Source organism: Gemmata sp. SH-PL17 (assembly GCF_001610855.1).
In the GTDB taxonomy this organism is placed as follows: Bacteria; Planctomycetota; Planctomycetia; order Gemmatales; family Gemmataceae; genus Gemmata; species Gemmata massiliana.
The window spans coordinates 1,814,717-1,830,653 of the sequence record NZ_CP011271.1 but is presented as its reverse complement, the minus strand read 5'-3'; the positions used below and the strand labels follow the sequence as shown (position 1 = coordinate 1,830,653).

Here is a 15,937-nt window from a genome sequence, read left to right as displayed (position 1 = left end):
GCTGGGTCCAACACCATGATTTCCCGTTTTTGGCTTTCCATCTGCGCAATCTGCGTGATCTGCGGTTCCGTTTCGGCGGCCTCCCCTTCGGTGGGCGGAATCCAGCCGCGCGGTGCTCAGCGCGGCACCGAAGCCGTACTCACGTTCTCCGGCGGGCGCCTCGCGGACGCGCAGGAAGTGCTCGTCTACTACCCCGGCATCGCGGTCAAGAAGCTCGAAGTTGTCAACGACGCGACGCTGAAGGCCACGGTCACGATCGCCCCGGACTGTCCCCTCGGCGAGCACGCTTTCCGTGTTCGGACGGCCTCGGGTATCTCGGAAGTGCGGACGTTCTGGGTCGGGGCTCTTCCCGTTGTGGAAGAGGTCGAGCCGAACAACGATTTCGACAAACCGCAACCGATCCCGCTGAACGTGACCGTTCACGGCGTCGTGCAGGCGGAAGACCAGGACTACTTCGTTGTCGAGTGCAAGAAGGGGCAGCGTCTCTCGGTCGAAGTCGAAGGTATGCGTCTGGGCGTCACGTTCTTCGATCCCTACGTCGCGATTCTCGACGCGAAGCGGTTTGAACTCGCGACCGGTGACGACTCCGCGCTCAGCGCGCAGGACGGCGGGTGCTCGGTCGTGATCCCGGCCGACGGCAAGTACATCGTTCAGATCCGCGAGAGTGCTTACGGCGGCAACGGCGCGTGCCAGTACCGTCTGCACATCGGTAACTTCCCGCGGCCTACAGCGGTTGTGCCAGCAGGTGGCAAACCGGGCGAAGAACTGGAAGTCACCTTCCTCGGCGATCCGTCCGGCCCGATCAAGCAAAAGGTCAAGCTCCCTGCAAACCCAGACGACCAGTGGCGGTTGCACTGCCAGGCGCCTGAAGGCATTCACCCCACCGGCTTCAAGTTCCGTATCGCGAACCTGCCCAACGCACTCGAAACGCCGAACAATGGCACGCCCGCGACCGCCAGCCCTGGCACAGCACCGGGCGCGTTCAACGGCGTCGTGAGCACCCCGAACGAAGTCGACTACTTCAAGTTCAGCGCGAAGAAGGGTCAGGTATTCGACGCCCGGTGCTTCGCCCGGCAACTCGGCTCGCCCCTCGACTCGGTGCTCTACTTCGGCAACGCGACCGGTGGCGTGATCGCCGCCAACGACGACAACGGCACCCCGGACAGCTACTTCCGCATCACGATCCCGGCCGACGGCGACTACACGCTCTGGGTTTACGACCACCTGAAGAAGGGCGGCGCGGACTACTTCTACCGCATCGAACTGACGCCGGTCGCGGCTTCGATCAGCACCACCATTCCGAAGGTGGACGGCAACAACCCCGCGAACCAGGATCGCCAAACGATTACCGTTCCGAAGGGCGGGCGGAACGCGGTGCTCGTGATCGCGAACCGCGCCGACTTCGGCGGCCCGCTCAACATCGGGCTGGATAAGCTCCCCGCGGGCGTCACGCTGACCGCGGAGCAAATGGAAGCTGGGTTGAACGTCATTCCCGTGGTGCTCGACGCCAAGCCGGACGCTCCGACCGCGGGGCACCTCGCGGCGATCACCGCGGTCCACCCCGACCCCAACGTGAAAGCGCCGTACAAATTGTCGCTCGATGCAGCGCTCGTTCTCGGCCCGCCGAACCAGACTGTGTACGCGCGGCACGAAATCACCCGTACCGCGGTCGCAGTCGGTGAGGTCGCACCGTACTCGATCGAGGTGATCGAGCCGAAGGTGCCGCTCGTGCAGAACGGCTCGTTCAACCTCCGCGTCGTCGCCAAGCGCGCCGCGGGCTTCAAGGGCGCGATCACGGTGTTCCCGCTGTGGACCCCGCCGGGCATGGGCATTCAAGGCTCCGCGGTGATCCCGGAGGGCCAGACGGAAACCGTGCTGCCGATGAACGCCGCCCCGGACGCGGGCGCCCGCAAGTGGAAGACCGCGGTCCACGCGGTGGCGGACGCGGGCAAAGGCCCGGTCTGGGTTTCGAGCCAACTGTTCGCGCTCGAAGTCGCGGCCCCCGTCGTCACGCTCGCGATGGAGCGCCCGGCCGTTGAACAGGGCGGACAAACGCAACTGTTCTGCAAGGTCGCGGTGACGCGGCCGTTCGAGGGCAAGGCGAAGGTGACGGTCTACGGCCTCCCAGCCAAAGTCACGACTCAGGTACTGGAAGTGACGAAGGACACGAAGGAGATCGCGTTCCCGATCGTCGCAGACAAGACCAGCCCCATCGGTCAGCACAACGTCTTCGCACAGGTGGTGATCGACAAGGGTGGCGAACTCATTACGGGGAATACCGGCGGTACGCAGCTCCGCATCGACGCCCCGCTCCCGCCGAAGGCCGCGGCTACACCGACACCGCAACCAACCCCGATGACGCCGAAGCCGCCCACCCCGACACCAGCGACTCCCGAAAAGCGGCTCACGCGCCTCGAACAGCTCCGCAAGGAAGCCGAGGAGCGCGAGAAGGCCGCGGCCGGCGGCACGCAACCGCCGCCCAAGAAAGAAGAACCGAAAAAGCCGTGATAAGATGAGGCGTTCGCCCACTCGACACGGAGAAGCCATGAGCGAAGACACCGAGAAACTGAAAACCGCTCTGCTCGAGCTCCCCGAAACCGAGCGGTGGGAACTACTGGGCACGCTCTTCGATTCGTTGCCGACTGTGAGTACGGTATCGGAAGACGATCCAGAGTTTGATGCGATGCTCCGGCGCCGAATCGAGGAGATGGATAGTGGGCGGGTGAAGGGAGTACCCGCAAACGAAGTGATGGAACGGCTCCGGGCGAAGTACGCAAAATGAAACCGGTCATCCTGCACCCGGAAGCCGAAACGGAGATCGAGGACGCGGCCGATTTCTATGAGTCGCGTAGGACCGGTTACGGCGAACGGTTCCGGGCTGAAATCGAAGCCGCTCTCACCCAGATCGGCAACGTGCCCACGATGTTTGCCCTCCACAAAGGTGGTCCCGCGCGGCGCCGGCTCCTCAACCGGTTCCCGTTCGCGGTCTATTTCATCGAACGAGATGCCGCGGCTCACGTGATCGCGGTCGTGAACCAACGACGAAAACCGGGCTACTGGCTCGACCGACTGAACGACGTGTGAAGACCCACCGCATGAGGCTTTCTGACATGCGCCTTGCTCACCTGCTTTCGCTCTGTGCCCTCTGCGCGTTCGGCGGTGAATCGTTCGCCCAAACGATCGCCGTTTACCCGCCCGACATCAACCTCGAAACGAGCCGCGACCGGCAATCGTTCGTGGTGCAGCTCACGCAGCCCGACGGCATCACGCGGGACGTCACCGCCCAGGCGCAAATCACGTTCGCGAACCCCGCGCTCGTGAAGCTCGACAAGTTCCACGTCCTGCCCGTCGCGGACGGGGCCACGGAAATGGCGGTCGCGTTCAACGGGCAAACGGTCAAGGTGCCCGTGAAGGTCACGAAGGCGAAGGACGATCGCGCGATCTCCTTCAAGCAAGACGTGATGCCCGTGTTCATGCGCGCCGGGTGCAACACCGGCGGGTGCCACGGGGCCGCGCGCGGGAAGGACGGGTTCCGGCTGTCGCTGTTCGGCTTCGACCCCGAGGGCGACCACTTCCGGCTCACGCGCGAACTCAACGGTCGGCGCATCAACCTCGCGCTCCCGGCCGAGAGCACGCTGCTCGAAAAAGCGACGGGCAAGGTCGCCCACACCGGCGGCGGGAAGATCAAAGAGGGCGACGAGTACTACCAGACGATCACGCGCTGGCTCGAGGCCGACGCCCCGATGGATGCGCCCACGATCGCACTGCCGGTGAGCATGGAAGTGTTCCCGCCGAGTGCGGTGCTCGACGGTAAGAGCGAGAAGCAGCGCATCGTGGTCCGGGCGAAGTACTCGGACGGCACCGACCGCGACGTAACGAGCCTCGCGCTCTTCCTCACCAACAACGACACGGCCGCGAAGATCGACGACTCTGGCGCCGTGACCGCGGGCGAGCGCGGTGAAGCGTTCGTGATGGCCCGGTTCTACACGTTCACCATCGGCGTGCCGTTCATCACGCTGCCGAAAGATCTGAAGTTCGCGTGGCCCAACGCGCCCGAAACGAACTACATCGACACACTCGTTCACAACAAGCTGAAGAAGCTCCGCATCGAGCCGTCCGGCGTGTGCGACGACGCGACGTTCGTGCGCCGCGTGTACCTGGACATCATCGGCGGGCTGCCGACGCCCGAAGAGTACGCCCGGTTCATGGTGTCCGCGCTGCCGAACAAGCGCGACCTGCTCGTCGACGAGTTACTCGACCGCAAGGAGTTCGCGGAACTGTGGGTGCTCAAGTGGGCGGAACTGCTCCAGATCCGCTCGTCGAACGAGGTCAGCTACAAGGCGATGCTCCTGTACTACGGCTGGCTCCAGGAGAAGATCGCGAAGAACGTGCCCACGGACGTGTGGGTGAAGGAGTTGCTCGGGGCCAACGGCGGGACGTTCAAGAACCCCGTGACCAACTACTACCAGCTCGAGCGCGACGTGCTGAAGGTGACGGAGAACGTCGCCCAGGTGTTCATGGGCATGCGCATCCAGTGCGCCCAGTGCCACAACCACCCGTTCGACCGCTGGACGATGGACGACTACTACGGGCTCGCGAGCTTCTTCACGCAGATCGGGCGCAAGGGCACGGACGACGCCCGCGAACTGGTCGTGTTCAACAGCGGCGGCGGCGAGGTGAACCACCCGGTGCGCGGGCGCCCGATGCCGTCCAAGTTCCTCGGCGGCGCGGCCCCCGACGTGAACGGGAAGGACCGCCGCACGGTACTGGCCAACTGGCTCGCGAGCGCGGACAACCCGTACTTCGCCAAGAACCTCTCGAACGTCGTGTGGAACCACTTCTTCGGTCAGGGCATTGTGAACGAAGTGGACGACGTGCGCATCTCGAACCCGGCGAGCAACCAGGAGCTGCTCGACACCCTGGGTAAGAAGTTCACTGAGTACAAGTACGACTTCAAGAAGCTCGTGCGAGACATCTGCACGTCACAGACGTACCAGCGCAGCACGCAGCCCACGAAGACCAACGAGGGCGACACGCGGAACTTCGCGCGCGGGCCGGTCCGCCGGATCCGGGCCGAGACGATGCTCGACGTCATCACCCAGGTGACGGACACGAAGAACAAGTTCCAGGGGCTGCCGCTGGGCGCGCGGGCGGTGCAAATCGCGGACGGCGGCGTGAGCACGTACTTCCTCACGACCTTCGGCCGGCCCACGCGCGAAACGGTGTGCTCGTGCGAGGTGCGGCTCGAACCGACCCTCTCTCAGAGTCTCCACCTGCTGAACGGCGAAACCGTGGAGCCGAAGATCGCGCAGGGCAACCTAGTAGGCAAGATGCTCCAGGAGAAGAAATCCCCGGCGCAGATCATCGAACAGATCTACGTTCGCTGTCTCACGCGCGCCCCCAAGCCGGAAGAGCTGAAGAACCTCACCGCCATCGTGGACGCTGCGAAGGACAAGAAACAGGCGCTCGAAGACGTGTTCTGGGCCGTGATGAACTCGCGCGAGTTCATGTTCAACCACTGAGGCTTCATGGCCCTCACGATCCACAAAGCCATTACCCAAGTATTGCGTACACAAGGCAATCCTCTGACTGCCGAGGAAATACTCTCGGCAATCAGAGCGCAGAAGCTCTACGACTTCAAAGCCCAGAATCCACTTGCTATCGTCACGAGTACTTTGCGCCGGCATTGTAACGATCTCAATTTCCCATCAGCGCGTGAAATGAAATATTTCACGCGCGTCAATGGAGGGAAATGGAATCTTCTCGACACGCCTGTGCGTGTTAAGCCAGCTTTATTCCGCATACAATCTACAAAAGGAAAGACATCTACAGTCGTCAGCGTTCCCGGAGACGAAGAGGAAGAGGACCGCGACCTAACGCCAGGCCCAACACATTATGAGATCCAGTGGCGCCTCCTCGATCTTGGCTCCCAAATGGGCTTACGTGTTTGGTGCCCACAAAATGATCGAGGTAGGGCATGGAACAACCAACTACTCGGCGCGGTCTCGGGAATGCTGAACAAGCTCCCCACGCAGTTCGACAATGCGACGAATAAGACCATCGAGAATATTGACGTTTTGTGGTTGGATCGAGAAGCAATTATTGCAGGTTTTGAAGTCGAGCATACGTCAACGATTTACTCCGGCCTACTCCGGCCTACTCCGGATGTCTGACCTTGTAGCGATGCAACCTAATATTGAAATTCGTCTCTACCTAGTTGCTCCCGATGAGCGATTTGGGAAGTTTGCCCGCGAGGTTGCCCGACCAACATTCTCTCGCTTACTTCGTAAGCCTCTTCATACTCTCTGCCGCTTTTTACCATATACTCGGCTGCTTCAACGCCTTGAGACAGCAAAAGATTTACTGAGCGATTTGAAACCAGAATTTCTGAACAAGATTGCAGAATCATATGATCCAGAGGCAGAATTCGCAGAAGACGAATAATAAAAATCGGAACTTGTGATCTGCCCCTTGATTGATCTCAATGAGGCTTCTTGATATGCGGCAACTGGCATTCCTCTGTTCCGTTGTCACGGTCCTTGCGGGCGGTGCCCGCGTCCTCGCGGACGCGAAGAACCCGACCTTCGACGACGACGTGTTGCCCATCATCAAGCAGCACTGCGTGAACTGCCACGGCAACGACAAGCAGAAGGGCGACCTCAACCTCGCTACCTTCGCCGCGCTGCAAAAGGGCGGCTCGTCCGGCGCCGCGGTGAAGCCGGGCGACCCGGCGAAGTCGCGCGTCTACACGCTCTCCGCGCACATCGAAGAACCGAAGATGCCGCCCAACGGGAACAAAATGCCCGACGCGCAACTCGCGGTCATCAAGTTGTGGGTGGAGCAAGGTGCGAGAGAGAACGCCGGGAGCAAAACGGCCGTGATGCCCAAGCCCACCGCCGACATCGGGCTGAAGTCCATCGTGAAGGGCCGGCCGGAAGGCCCGCCGCCGATGCCGGCCGTTGGCAAACTGAAGCTCGATCCGGTGGTGACCGCGCGCCGACCGGGGGCCGTCCTCGCGATGGCGACCAGCCCGTGGGCGCCCCTCGTCGCCATCGGCGGGCAGAAGCAGGTCATCCTGTACAACACCGACACCGGCGCGCTGATCGGGTTCATCCCGTTCGAGCACGGGCAGATCAACAGCATCAAGTTCTCGCGCAACGCCCGGTTCCTGCTGGTGGCGGGCGGTAAGGGCGGGTCGTCCGGTAAGGCCGTGCTTTACAAGGTGGAGAACGGCGAGAAGGTGATCGAGGTCGGCATCGAGAATGATGCGATCCTCGCGGCCGACATTTCCGCGGACCAAACGCAGATCGCCGTCGGCAGCCCGTCGAAACTCGTGCGCATCTACTCCACCACCGACGGCAAGGTGATCCGCGAGATCAAGAAACACACCGACTGGGTCACGGCGGTCGAGTACAGTGCCGACGGCGTGCTGCTGGCGACCGGCGACCGCAACGGCGGCGTGTTCGTGTGGGAAGCGTTCACCGGGCGCGAGTACTTCAGCCTCCGCGGGCACACCGCGATGATTACGGACGTGTCGTGGCGCGACGACTCCAACGTGCTCGCGACGTGCAGCGAGGACACCACGATCAAGCTCTGGGAAATGGAAAACGGCGGGAACATCAAGAACTGGGGTGCGCACGGCGGTGGCGCGGCCAGCGTGCAGTTCACGCACGACGGCAAGCTCGCCAGCACCGGGCGCGACCGGGTCACGAAATTCTGGGACCAGAACGGCACCGCACTGAAGACCTTCGAGGCGTTCCCGGATCTGGGGCTGAAGGTCGCGGTAACGCACGATAACGCCCGCGTGATCGCAGGGGACTGGTCCGGCGTGGTGAAAACGTGGACTGCGGCCGACGCAAAAGCGGTCGCCACGCTCGACGCGAACCCGCTCCCGGCCGCCGAACGGCTGAAGAAGGCCGAAACCGCCATCGCCGCCGCGAACGCGAAGATTCAGCCAACCCAAGCTGCGTTCGATGCGGCCGCGCTCAAGGCGAAGCAAGCGACCGACGCCCATAACGCGGCCGTCGCGAACGTGAACAAGATCAACGCAGATCTGGCCGCAGCAAACAAGGCCGTGACCGACTTCACCGCTGCGGCGAACGCCGCTAAGCCGCAAATGGACGCGGCGAAGGCCGAAGTAGACAAGGCGACGCCAATCGCAACGGCAGCGGCGAACAAAGCCGCGGCTCTCGAAGCGGTGGTGAGCGCGGAAACCGTCGCGGCAAAGGCTATTACCGACGCTTCGACAAAAACGCCCGCGAACGCGGACCTCGTCGCGCAAGCAAAGAAAAAGGCCGATGCACTCGCCGCTCTCAACGCGGAACTGACCGTCGCGAAGAAGGCCCAAGCTGATACCGCCGCCACCCTCAAAGCAGCGACCGACAAGCACGCGGCTCAATCGAAAGCGTACACCGACGCAACGGCGACGGTCGCTGCCAACCAAAAGACAGTGGCGACGCTCACGCCCACGCAAAAGCCCGCCGCGGACGCTGTGGCTCCCGCAAAAGCCGCGGCTGATGCCGCCAATGCAGCGGTCGCTCCCGCAAAAGCTGCGCTCGACGCGCTCAACGCCGAAATCGCTACGGCAAAAGCGACGCTCGAACAACTGAAGGCCGCGCCGAAGAAGTACTAGGCCGCGTCTGGTGAATCCAATTGTGCCGCGGGTCCATCCTATGGGTAGATGCCCGTCTACCCCCCGAAGGATTCCGATGGCCGACTCCCGACGTACCGACTGACCGACGACCAGTGGGCCGCCCTGCGCGACGTGCTCCCGACCAACCGGGGCAAGCGCGGCGGCCAGTGGCACGACCATCGGACGATGATCGACGGCATCCAGTGGGCGCGGTCCGACGGGGGCCGGTGGCGGAACGTGCCGGACGAATTCGGCCCGCGGCAGTCGGTGTACGACCGCTTCCGCCGCTGGAGCGGCTTCGGATAGCGGATCTACGCCGCCGTCCGTCACCAACCGGCTCGACCGGTACGACGAGTTACGGCCCGAGCTGGGGCAACACCCCGATGGGGTCGCTCTTCGGACGACTCAAGTACGAGATGGCATCGGGTCCGATGTTCGTGCCCCGCGACCAGGCGCGGGCCGGGATCTTCAAGTGCCCGGAGGCGTTCTACAACCGCGTTCGCCGTCAGTCCGCTCTGAGGTTCTTGTCGCCCGAAGAGTTTGACGTGCAGGGGCGCGTCTCAGATCGCACGGCGCGACGATAAAGCCGCTGCCCTTCGGGATTTGCTCGGCACGCTCGTCGAAACGACCGAGTTCAAAAAACACACCGAAGAACTCCGCCGAATGGTGAAATAGCCACGGTCCGCTGCGCCGCGCGAACCGACATCGGTGCCCGGTCCTCCGGTGAGGTAGTGTTCACACTTCCCAACACTGGAGACCGTCATGGGCGAGCCGGTTCCGACCGTGATCGAGTTCTACTCCACCACCGGTGAATACGGGTGCTTCTCGAACTTCTCGCGGCACTCGATCCACCTGAAGGGGAAGCGGTGGGCCACCACTGAACACTACTTCTAGGCCCAGAAGTTTGCGGGTACGGCCCACGAAGAGGCCGTTCGGATGTGCAAGAGGCCGAGCGACGCGGCCAACATGGGGCGGTCGCGCAAGCTCCCGCTCCGGCGCGACTGGGAGAGCGTGAAAGACCAGATCATGCTCGACGCGCTGCGGGCGAAGTTCACCCAGCACGACGACCTGAAGGCGATTCTGCTCGGTACCGGTGACGCGAAACTGGTCGAACACACCGCGAACGATTCGTACTGGGCCGACGGCGGTGATGGGGGCGGTAAGAACCGCTTGGGCCAACTCCTGATGCGGTTGCGTGAGGAACTCCGCTGACGCGGAGTGTCCGTCGAGGGGTAATTTGCCCGCACTCGCAAGCTGTTTCTTTCTTCCGCTATTTCGAGTCAGAGTTGGCTTCTACGAACGCTTGCACCTGTTCAACGGGGATTTGCTCTAAGGCCGAAAGCCGTCCCCGCCACGAAATTTCGTCCAGCACCTCCGGCTTCACTGAGCAAGTCTGAATCAGTACGTAGAACTGAACTGACTGTGCTCCGCAGTTCTCTCCGGACACCTGCACCTTCACCCGGTACATGCCTGGTACTTCAAACCCTTCCATGTAACGATGGACGGGTGGGTTGCTCGCGATTTTCAGCAATGTTGGTTCATTCACATGATTCTGCGGCTCATCCCACATCGTCCGCTTCTGCCGTTCCTCCGGCGTTAGTTGTGGAGCAAGCGCAATCTTCGGAGGCAGGACATAGACGACATCCAGCCACACCGGGATTCCCGGCAGCAGGTCCATGCCGTGCGATTCTTTGTTAAAGCTCCACTCCAAACGCAAAAAATCTTGGTACTTGGTAGGCGAGAACTCGCATTTGGCGACGTCCCATTGTTCCAACCCGGCCAAATAACCGACGCAGCCGGTGGCCTTCCCCGGTGTGCGATACTTGCCTTCCTTGTTCGTCACCTTCGCCCGGACGAAGATCGCATCCCGTCTAATCTGCGTTGGAGAACCGCCAACGCCGTTGGGGTAACTTTTGATGAGCACGTTCTCGTAGATGTGCCCTTCGGCGTTGCTCACTTCGATGACGACACGAGGCTGGTTCCACCAATCGTTTGCTCGCTTCCACGACCACGCGAGGGCTGCGGTCAGCACTGCACCACCTCCCGTCAACACCGCGCCGAGAATTTGATCCGCATACTTCTCAAGCATCGCATCCCCTTCGCCGGAAATCCGGCTGCCCTTATCCCTCAGTCGTATTCGCTGTCGGGAGCAGGTAATTGCGGTTAAGGGAGGAACTGCGGGCCGAATAAGTACGAAATGCCGCGGGCCACCAAGTTTGGTGGCCCGCGTCGTTTCGCTGCGTGTCTTTTAATTCCTGGTCGTGCCGGTCAGTCGCGCACGTTGCCCAGCGACGAGCGGAACCGGTCCACCGACGACCGCACTTCGGACGTTCCCTCTTCGCTCGACGCCCACCCCAGCGCCTCGACCGACACCCCTTCGAGCTGCTTGTAGGTCGTGAAGAAGAACTCGACCTCGCGCACGAAGTGAACGGGCACGTCTTCGAGCTTCTTGATGTGCGCGAACAGCGGGTCTTTGTGCGGGACCGCGAGCACCTTGAAGTCGTTGAACCCCTTGTCCTTCATGCGGAAGATGCCGACCACGCGGGCCTCGATGAGGCACCCCGAGAACGTCGCCTCGTTCACCATGACGAGCGCGTCGAGCGGGTCACCGTCCTCGGCGAGCGTTTGCGGGATGAACCCGTAGTCCCCCGGGTACACGGCGGAACTGTACAGGTACCGGTCGAGTTTGATAAGACCGGTGACCTTGTCCACCTCGTACTTGTTGCGCCGGCCCTTCGGGATCTCGACGATCACGTTCACCACTGCGGCCTCGCCGGTGCCGGGCGGGATCATCATGTAGTCGCGGATGTAGTCGCGCCGAGCGAACATACGTCGTTCCTTCGTGGGTCCGAGTTCTCGTCAGACTGTATAGAGTAAGCGCCGGCGGGCCGAAAGGCAGGTGTACAGTAGCGACGGGCGCGGTACACTCGCGGTCCCACTTCGGAGGATTCCCAATGCGCCGGACATTTGCCGCGCTCGTATCGCTCTCGCTGTTCGTATCGAGCGTTGCGGCGGCCGATCCCCCGCACATCGTCCTGAAAAATGACGATTTGAAGTTCACACTGTATGAGGCAGATGCAACACGCGGGTTCTACCGCGGGACGCGGTTCGACCACGCCGGGGTGTTCGGTCACGTCGAATTCGCGGGTCACAAGATTTTCGGCCCCTGGAAGGGCTCGCACGACCCGACCAATCACGACGACATTGTCGGTCCGTGCGACGAGTTCGGTATCGAGAAGGCTCTCGGTTACGACGACGCGAAGGTCGGCGAGACGTTTCTCAAGATCGGGGTGGGGGTGTTGGAGAAGCCTATTGAGGCACAGTACAGCTTCGCGAACAAGTACAAGATCGTGAAGCCGCTCGAATGGAAGCGGAGCGAACCCGTTGTGGACGGGTTGTTGATGCACAAATGGGTGGGGGAGCAGAAAGCGAACGGTTACGGATACCGCTTCACCAAAACGCTGTTCGTCTCCGACAAAAAAGGCACCGTGATTACCCTGGAGTACGCACTGGAGAACATCGGCGAGAAGCGGATCACAACGGACTTCTACAACCACAATTTCTTCAACGTGGACGGGGACGCGGTCGGGCCGAATTACTCGTTCGCGTTCCCGTGGGAGCCGAAGGCGAAAGAGTTAAAGGGCAAGTTCGCCGATCTGGTGGAACTGAAGAACAAAGAGTTCCACTTCAAAGCCAAGATTCCGAACTCGGACTTTGTGATGGCGGGCCTCACCGGGTTCGATCCGCAAGCAAAAGCGGACCGCCAATTCGATATGCGCCACGAACCGAGCGGTGTTTCGATCGCGGTCGGGCACAGTTACCCGTTCGCCAAGTTTAACGTCTGGGGCATCGTTACGACCATCTGCCCGGAACCCTACATGGCGATCGACCTGAAGCCGGGCGAAGATACGAAGTGGAGCATCACCTACACGTTCACCCAGGAAAAGAAGTGAGGAACGGAGCCGTGTGCTCCGTTCCTCTCATTGTACTTAAGTGTCCGACAAGCCAGCGGTTCGCCGGCCGTTCGTCTCAAGCATCGCTTACTCGGCCTTGATCGGCACCGTGCGGGGCTTGACCGCGGCGACTTTCGGCAGCGTGACTTTCAGGACACCGTTGACGTAGCTCGCTTCGACTTTCTCGGCGTCTACGAGCGTTGAGAGGTTGAGAATGCGGGAGAACTTGCCGATCGCGCGTTCGCGTCGCAACCACGCCGTACCTTCGGCCGGGGTCGCGGCGGGGCGCTCGGCGCGGATCGTCAGGGTGTCGCCGCCGGTTACAGTCACGTCCAAACTTGCGCGGTCGACACCGGGCAGGTCGCCTTCCACGAAGACGGCATTTTCGTCCTGCCAAACGTTGATCGGGAAGGTCGCAGCGGGCGCGTCTTGGCCGGCGAGCCGGGTGCAGAGCGCGGCGAACTCGTCCCCCGCGGCGGTCACTTCGTGCAGGAACACCCCGAGCGGGTTTCGGCGGTTACGGGTCATAGTTGGGCCTCGAGTTAAAGTGGTTAAGGATCTCGCGGAGCGTGTTTCCCGGAGCACTAGATTCGAGTGTGGCGCACGGGAAAGGATTCGATCCTTTTCTCCGCGGGACAGCGAAATTTGAATACTCAACCCGCGTGCCAATTCGCTCCGTCACCACGAACTGGACGGCTATGCGCGGCGGAATCGCAGAAAAATTGCCGAGTTGCGACGAGACTGTGAGCGAACAGAACGCAAGTAACCGGCGCGCACGAACTGTCAGACTGTCAGCTTTGCGGCCCCGGTGCGGTCGGAAGTGCGATGGTGAACTTCGTTCCGCGGCCGGGGGCGCTCTGTACTTCGATCGTTCCGCCGTGGGCGACGACAATTTTGCGCGTGGTCGCGAGGCCCAGCCCGTTCCCGTCCGGTTTTGTGGTGTGGAACGGGCGGAACACCTTCGCCATTGATCCCGGATCGATCCCGACGCCCGTATCGATCACGTCGAGTAGCACCCGCCCCCCGTCCGTGCGCCCGATGAGCGTGAGCGTACCGCCCTCGGGCATCGCCTGCTCTGCGTTCAGCATGAGGTTCAGTAACCCCTGCTCGAAGAGGTCACAGTCGAGGCACACGAGTGGCAGGTCGGGGTCCGAGAACCACTTGATCTCGACCCCGCGTGGGGTCGCGGTCGGCCCGAGGAAGTCGATCATGCGCGACACGACCTCCTCAAGTTCGACCGGGCGCATGTGCAACTCCCGCAGGTGCGCGAACCGGAGGAAGTCGTTCGACAGGTCGAGCAGCTTGCGGCACTCGCCCGAGAGCCGCGACACGCGGTCGAGCGCGCGGCGCTCGCGCGGGGTCTCGGCGCGCTCGAAGTCCTCGGCGAGCAGTTGCAGGTTCAGCGAGAGCGTTCCGATGTGGTTCTTGATCTCGTGGATGAACCCGGCCGCGAGTTCCGCGATGCCGGTCGCCTCGGCCGCGCCCGGCGCGGGATCGGCGCAGGTGTTTTCGCACGGGACGGCGGGGGTGTCGAGGACCGCGGGATCGTTCATGGCGGGGCCTCCTCTGATCACTTAATCTACGCACCGGCGGGGGCGGGGGCGCCCTTGAAAACGCCCCGCGGATTCCAATCCTATTCCGTGTCGGCCCGGCCTCTCCTTGTCCCCCGTACTCCGGGTCATTCCGGTCTCCATAACTTGGACCCCATCATGGCGGATTCCACTCGCGGTAAGCTCGGTATCGTGGTCGGCGGCGGCCCGGCGCCCGGTATTAACGGCGTAATCAGTTCGGTCACGATCGAGGCCATCAACCGCGGGCTCGAGGTCGTCGGCATCCGCGACGGGTTCAAGAACCTCGCGGCCGGCGATATTTCCCAGGTGCGCCCGCTCACGATCCCGGACGTCGCGCCCTACTACCAGCGCGGCGGCGCGCTGCTCGGCACGAGCCGCACCAACCCGGCGAAGAACCCGGACCACATGGCGGCCGTGCTCGACGGGCTGAACAAGCTCGGCATCAAGTACCTGGTCACGATCGGCGGCGACGACACCGCGTACAGCGGGTCGCAGGTGTACGCGCACGCGAAGGGCGCGATCAAGGTCGCGCACGTGCCCAAGACGATCGACAACGACCTGCCGCTGCCCCCGGGCATCCCCACGTTCGGGTTCGAGACCGCCCGGCACTACGGCGTGCAGGTCGCGCGGAACCTGCACGAGGACGCGAAGACCACCACGCGGTGGTACATCCTGGTGAGCATGGGCCGCGCCGCCGGGCACCTGGCGCTCGGCATCGGCAAGGCGTCGGCCGCCACCGTGACGCTGATCGCCGAAGAGCTGAAGGGCAAGGACGTCTCGCTCGAACTCATCTGCGACGTGGTCATCGGCTCGATGATTAAGCGCAAGGCGCAGGGCAAGGGCTACGGCGTCGCGGTGCTGGCCGAGGGGCTCCTCGAAGAGATCGGCGAGGAGCGCCTGCGCCAACTGATGGAGAAAAACCCGGGCAAGTTCGGGAACATCGAACTCGACGCCTTCGGGCACCTGCGGTTGGGCGAGATCGAGTTCGGGCGCATGATCCGCACCACGATCGCGAGCCGGCTCAAGGATCTGGGTCTGAAGTTCGACATGGTGGACAAGGACCTGGGCTACGAACTGCGGTGTGCCGACCCGATCCCGTTCGACGCGGAGTACACCCGCAACCTCGGGTACGGGGCGGTGAAGTTCCTGCTGTCGCCGGCGGCGGAGAAGAACGGCGTGGTCATCACGTTCGTGGGCGGGAACATGGTTCCGTGCCCGTTCCAGGAGATGATCGACCCGGCCACGAAGAAGATGCGGGCGCGGCTGGTGGACATCACCGGCGAGAACTACGAGGTCGCCCGCCGCTACATGATCCGGCTGGAACAGAGTGATTTCGACGACGCGAGCCGCATCGAGCGCCTCGCCGCGGTAGTGAAGATGACCCCGGCTCAGTTCCGCGACCGCTTCGGGTACCTGGTGAAGTGACATCGCTTCGGTGAACCCCGCCCGCAAGGGCCGGTCGCACGGGCTTTTGGGCCAGGGCGGGGGCCGTCAGGGTGCGGGTCGAGACCCGACCGTGTCCCTTGTGGACGTTTGCGTCAAGCAGCCGTGGCCCGTCTCCAGAAGTCGGTCCACTGGCCCAGTTCGCTGCGGTGCAGCGCGCGGACGTGGCAGAGTGCGTGTGCCCGCCTTCGCTCCACCGCATCCTCCAACCCTTGAGCCGTTGGCCAACGACCGTCTTGTACGCGCCACGGTACCCGAGCCGGTGCACCCGCTGTTGACCTCTAGACGGGGTAATCCATTCGACGCGCCTGATTGCCGAAGTAGCCCCGACACTTCCG

At 62.8% G+C, this 15,937-nt stretch carries 15 protein-coding genes and 1 pseudogene; 12 read left to right on the top strand and 4 right to left on the bottom strand.

Annotated features, from left to right (window positions below; all coding sequences use genetic code 11):
* Window positions 1-15: 15 nt before the first annotated feature.
* The 10 genes and pseudogenes from VT84_RS07495 to VT84_RS07455 all read left to right on the top strand — a co-directional run bounded on the left by VT84_RS07495 (window position 16) and on the right by VT84_RS07455 (window position 9,844).
* Window positions 16-2,508 carry a PPC domain-containing protein gene (locus VT84_RS07495; RefSeq protein WP_157469300.1) on the top strand — a complete coding sequence of 831 codons (2,493 nt, stop codon included), beginning with the start codon at window positions 16-18 and terminating at the stop codon, window positions 2,506-2,508.
* A gap of 37 nt (window positions 2,509-2,545) precedes the next feature.
* Window positions 2,546-2,782, top strand: a complete 237-nt coding sequence (locus VT84_RS07490) for an addiction module protein (protein WP_162271634.1) — start codon at window positions 2,546-2,548, stop codon at window positions 2,780-2,782.
* Window positions 2,779-3,084 (top strand): type II toxin-antitoxin system RelE/ParE family toxin, encoded by a 306-nt coding sequence (locus tag VT84_RS07485; RefSeq protein ID WP_082839102.1) that lies wholly within the window; start codon window positions 2,779-2,781, stop codon window positions 3,082-3,084. The genes VT84_RS07490 and VT84_RS07485 overlap by 4 nt, the downstream gene beginning before the upstream one ends.
* A 26-nt stretch (window positions 3,085-3,110) precedes the next feature.
* A complete protein-coding gene (locus VT84_RS07480; RefSeq protein ID WP_082839101.1) occupies window positions 3,111-5,522 on the top strand; it encodes a DUF1549 and DUF1553 domain-containing protein in 2,412 nt (803 codons plus the stop codon).
* Between the two features lie 6 nt (window positions 5,523-5,528).
* The gene (locus tag VT84_RS07475) at window positions 5,529-6,173 is read left to right on the top strand and encodes an HTH domain-containing protein (protein ID WP_082839100.1); all 645 of its coding nucleotides are present in this window, start codon (window positions 5,529-5,531) and stop codon (window positions 6,171-6,173) included.
* The gene (locus VT84_RS38255; protein WP_157469298.1) at window positions 6,166-6,444 is read left to right on the top strand and encodes a hypothetical protein; all 279 of its coding nucleotides are present in this window, start codon (window positions 6,166-6,168) and stop codon (window positions 6,442-6,444) included. Before VT84_RS07475 ends, VT84_RS38255 begins: the two co-directional genes overlap by 8 nt.
* 55 nt (window positions 6,445-6,499) lie before the next feature.
* Window positions 6,500-8,632 carry a c-type cytochrome domain-containing protein gene (locus tag VT84_RS07470; protein ID WP_239465724.1) on the top strand — a complete coding sequence of 711 codons (2,133 nt, stop codon included), beginning with the start codon at window positions 6,500-6,502 and terminating at the stop codon, window positions 8,630-8,632.
* Between the two features lie 48 nt (window positions 8,633-8,680).
* On the top strand, window positions 8,681-8,938 hold the full coding sequence (locus tag VT84_RS07465; protein WP_052559305.1) for a transposase: 258 nt from the start codon (window positions 8,681-8,683) through the stop codon (window positions 8,936-8,938).
* A gap of 77 nt (window positions 8,939-9,015) precedes the next feature.
* Entirely contained in the window at window positions 9,016-9,216 is a 201-nt protein-coding gene (locus tag VT84_RS07460) for an IS3 family transposase (RefSeq protein WP_052559304.1), read from the top strand.
* A 178-nt stretch (window positions 9,217-9,394) separates the two neighbouring features.
* Window positions 9,395-9,844, top strand: a pseudogene (locus VT84_RS07455) (NADAR family protein).
* 58 nt (window positions 9,845-9,902) lie between these two features.
* Here the strand turns inward: VT84_RS07455 and VT84_RS07450 are convergent.
* Together VT84_RS07450 and VT84_RS07445 are read right to left on the bottom strand one after the other, a co-directional pair.
* Window positions 9,903-10,721: a hypothetical protein gene (locus VT84_RS07450; RefSeq protein ID WP_052559300.1), complete on the bottom strand. Its 819-nt coding sequence runs from the start codon at window positions 10,719-10,721 to the stop codon at window positions 9,903-9,905.
* Between the two features lie 179 nt (window positions 10,722-10,900).
* Window positions 10,901-11,461, bottom strand: coding sequence for an inorganic diphosphatase (locus VT84_RS07445; protein ID WP_232069813.1), 561 nt, complete (start codon window positions 11,459-11,461; stop codon window positions 10,901-10,903).
* 125 nt (window positions 11,462-11,586) lie between these two features.
* Between VT84_RS07445 and VT84_RS07440 the strand changes: the two genes are divergently transcribed.
* Window positions 11,587-12,585: a hypothetical protein gene (locus VT84_RS07440; RefSeq protein ID WP_082839098.1), complete on the top strand. Its 999-nt coding sequence runs from the start codon at window positions 11,587-11,589 to the stop codon at window positions 12,583-12,585.
* An 87-nt stretch (window positions 12,586-12,672) separates the two neighbouring features.
* Here VT84_RS07440 and VT84_RS07435 read toward each other — a convergent pair whose 3' ends face one another.
* Window positions 12,673-13,113: an Hsp20/alpha crystallin family protein gene (locus VT84_RS07435; RefSeq protein WP_052559297.1), complete on the bottom strand. Its 441-nt coding sequence runs from the start codon at window positions 13,111-13,113 to the stop codon at window positions 12,673-12,675.
* Window positions 13,114-13,376: 263 nt separating this feature from the next.
* Entirely contained in the window at window positions 13,377-14,138 is a 762-nt protein-coding gene (locus VT84_RS07430; RefSeq protein WP_082839097.1) for a sensor histidine kinase, read from the bottom strand.
* Window positions 14,139-14,294: 156 nt separating this feature from the next.
* Between VT84_RS07430 and pfp the strand changes: the two genes are divergently transcribed.
* Window positions 14,295-15,581: a diphosphate--fructose-6-phosphate 1-phosphotransferase gene (gene pfp / locus VT84_RS07425; RefSeq protein WP_082839096.1), complete on the top strand. Its 1,287-nt coding sequence runs from the start codon at window positions 14,295-14,297 to the stop codon at window positions 15,579-15,581.
* Window positions 15,582-15,937 lie beyond the last annotated feature (356 nt).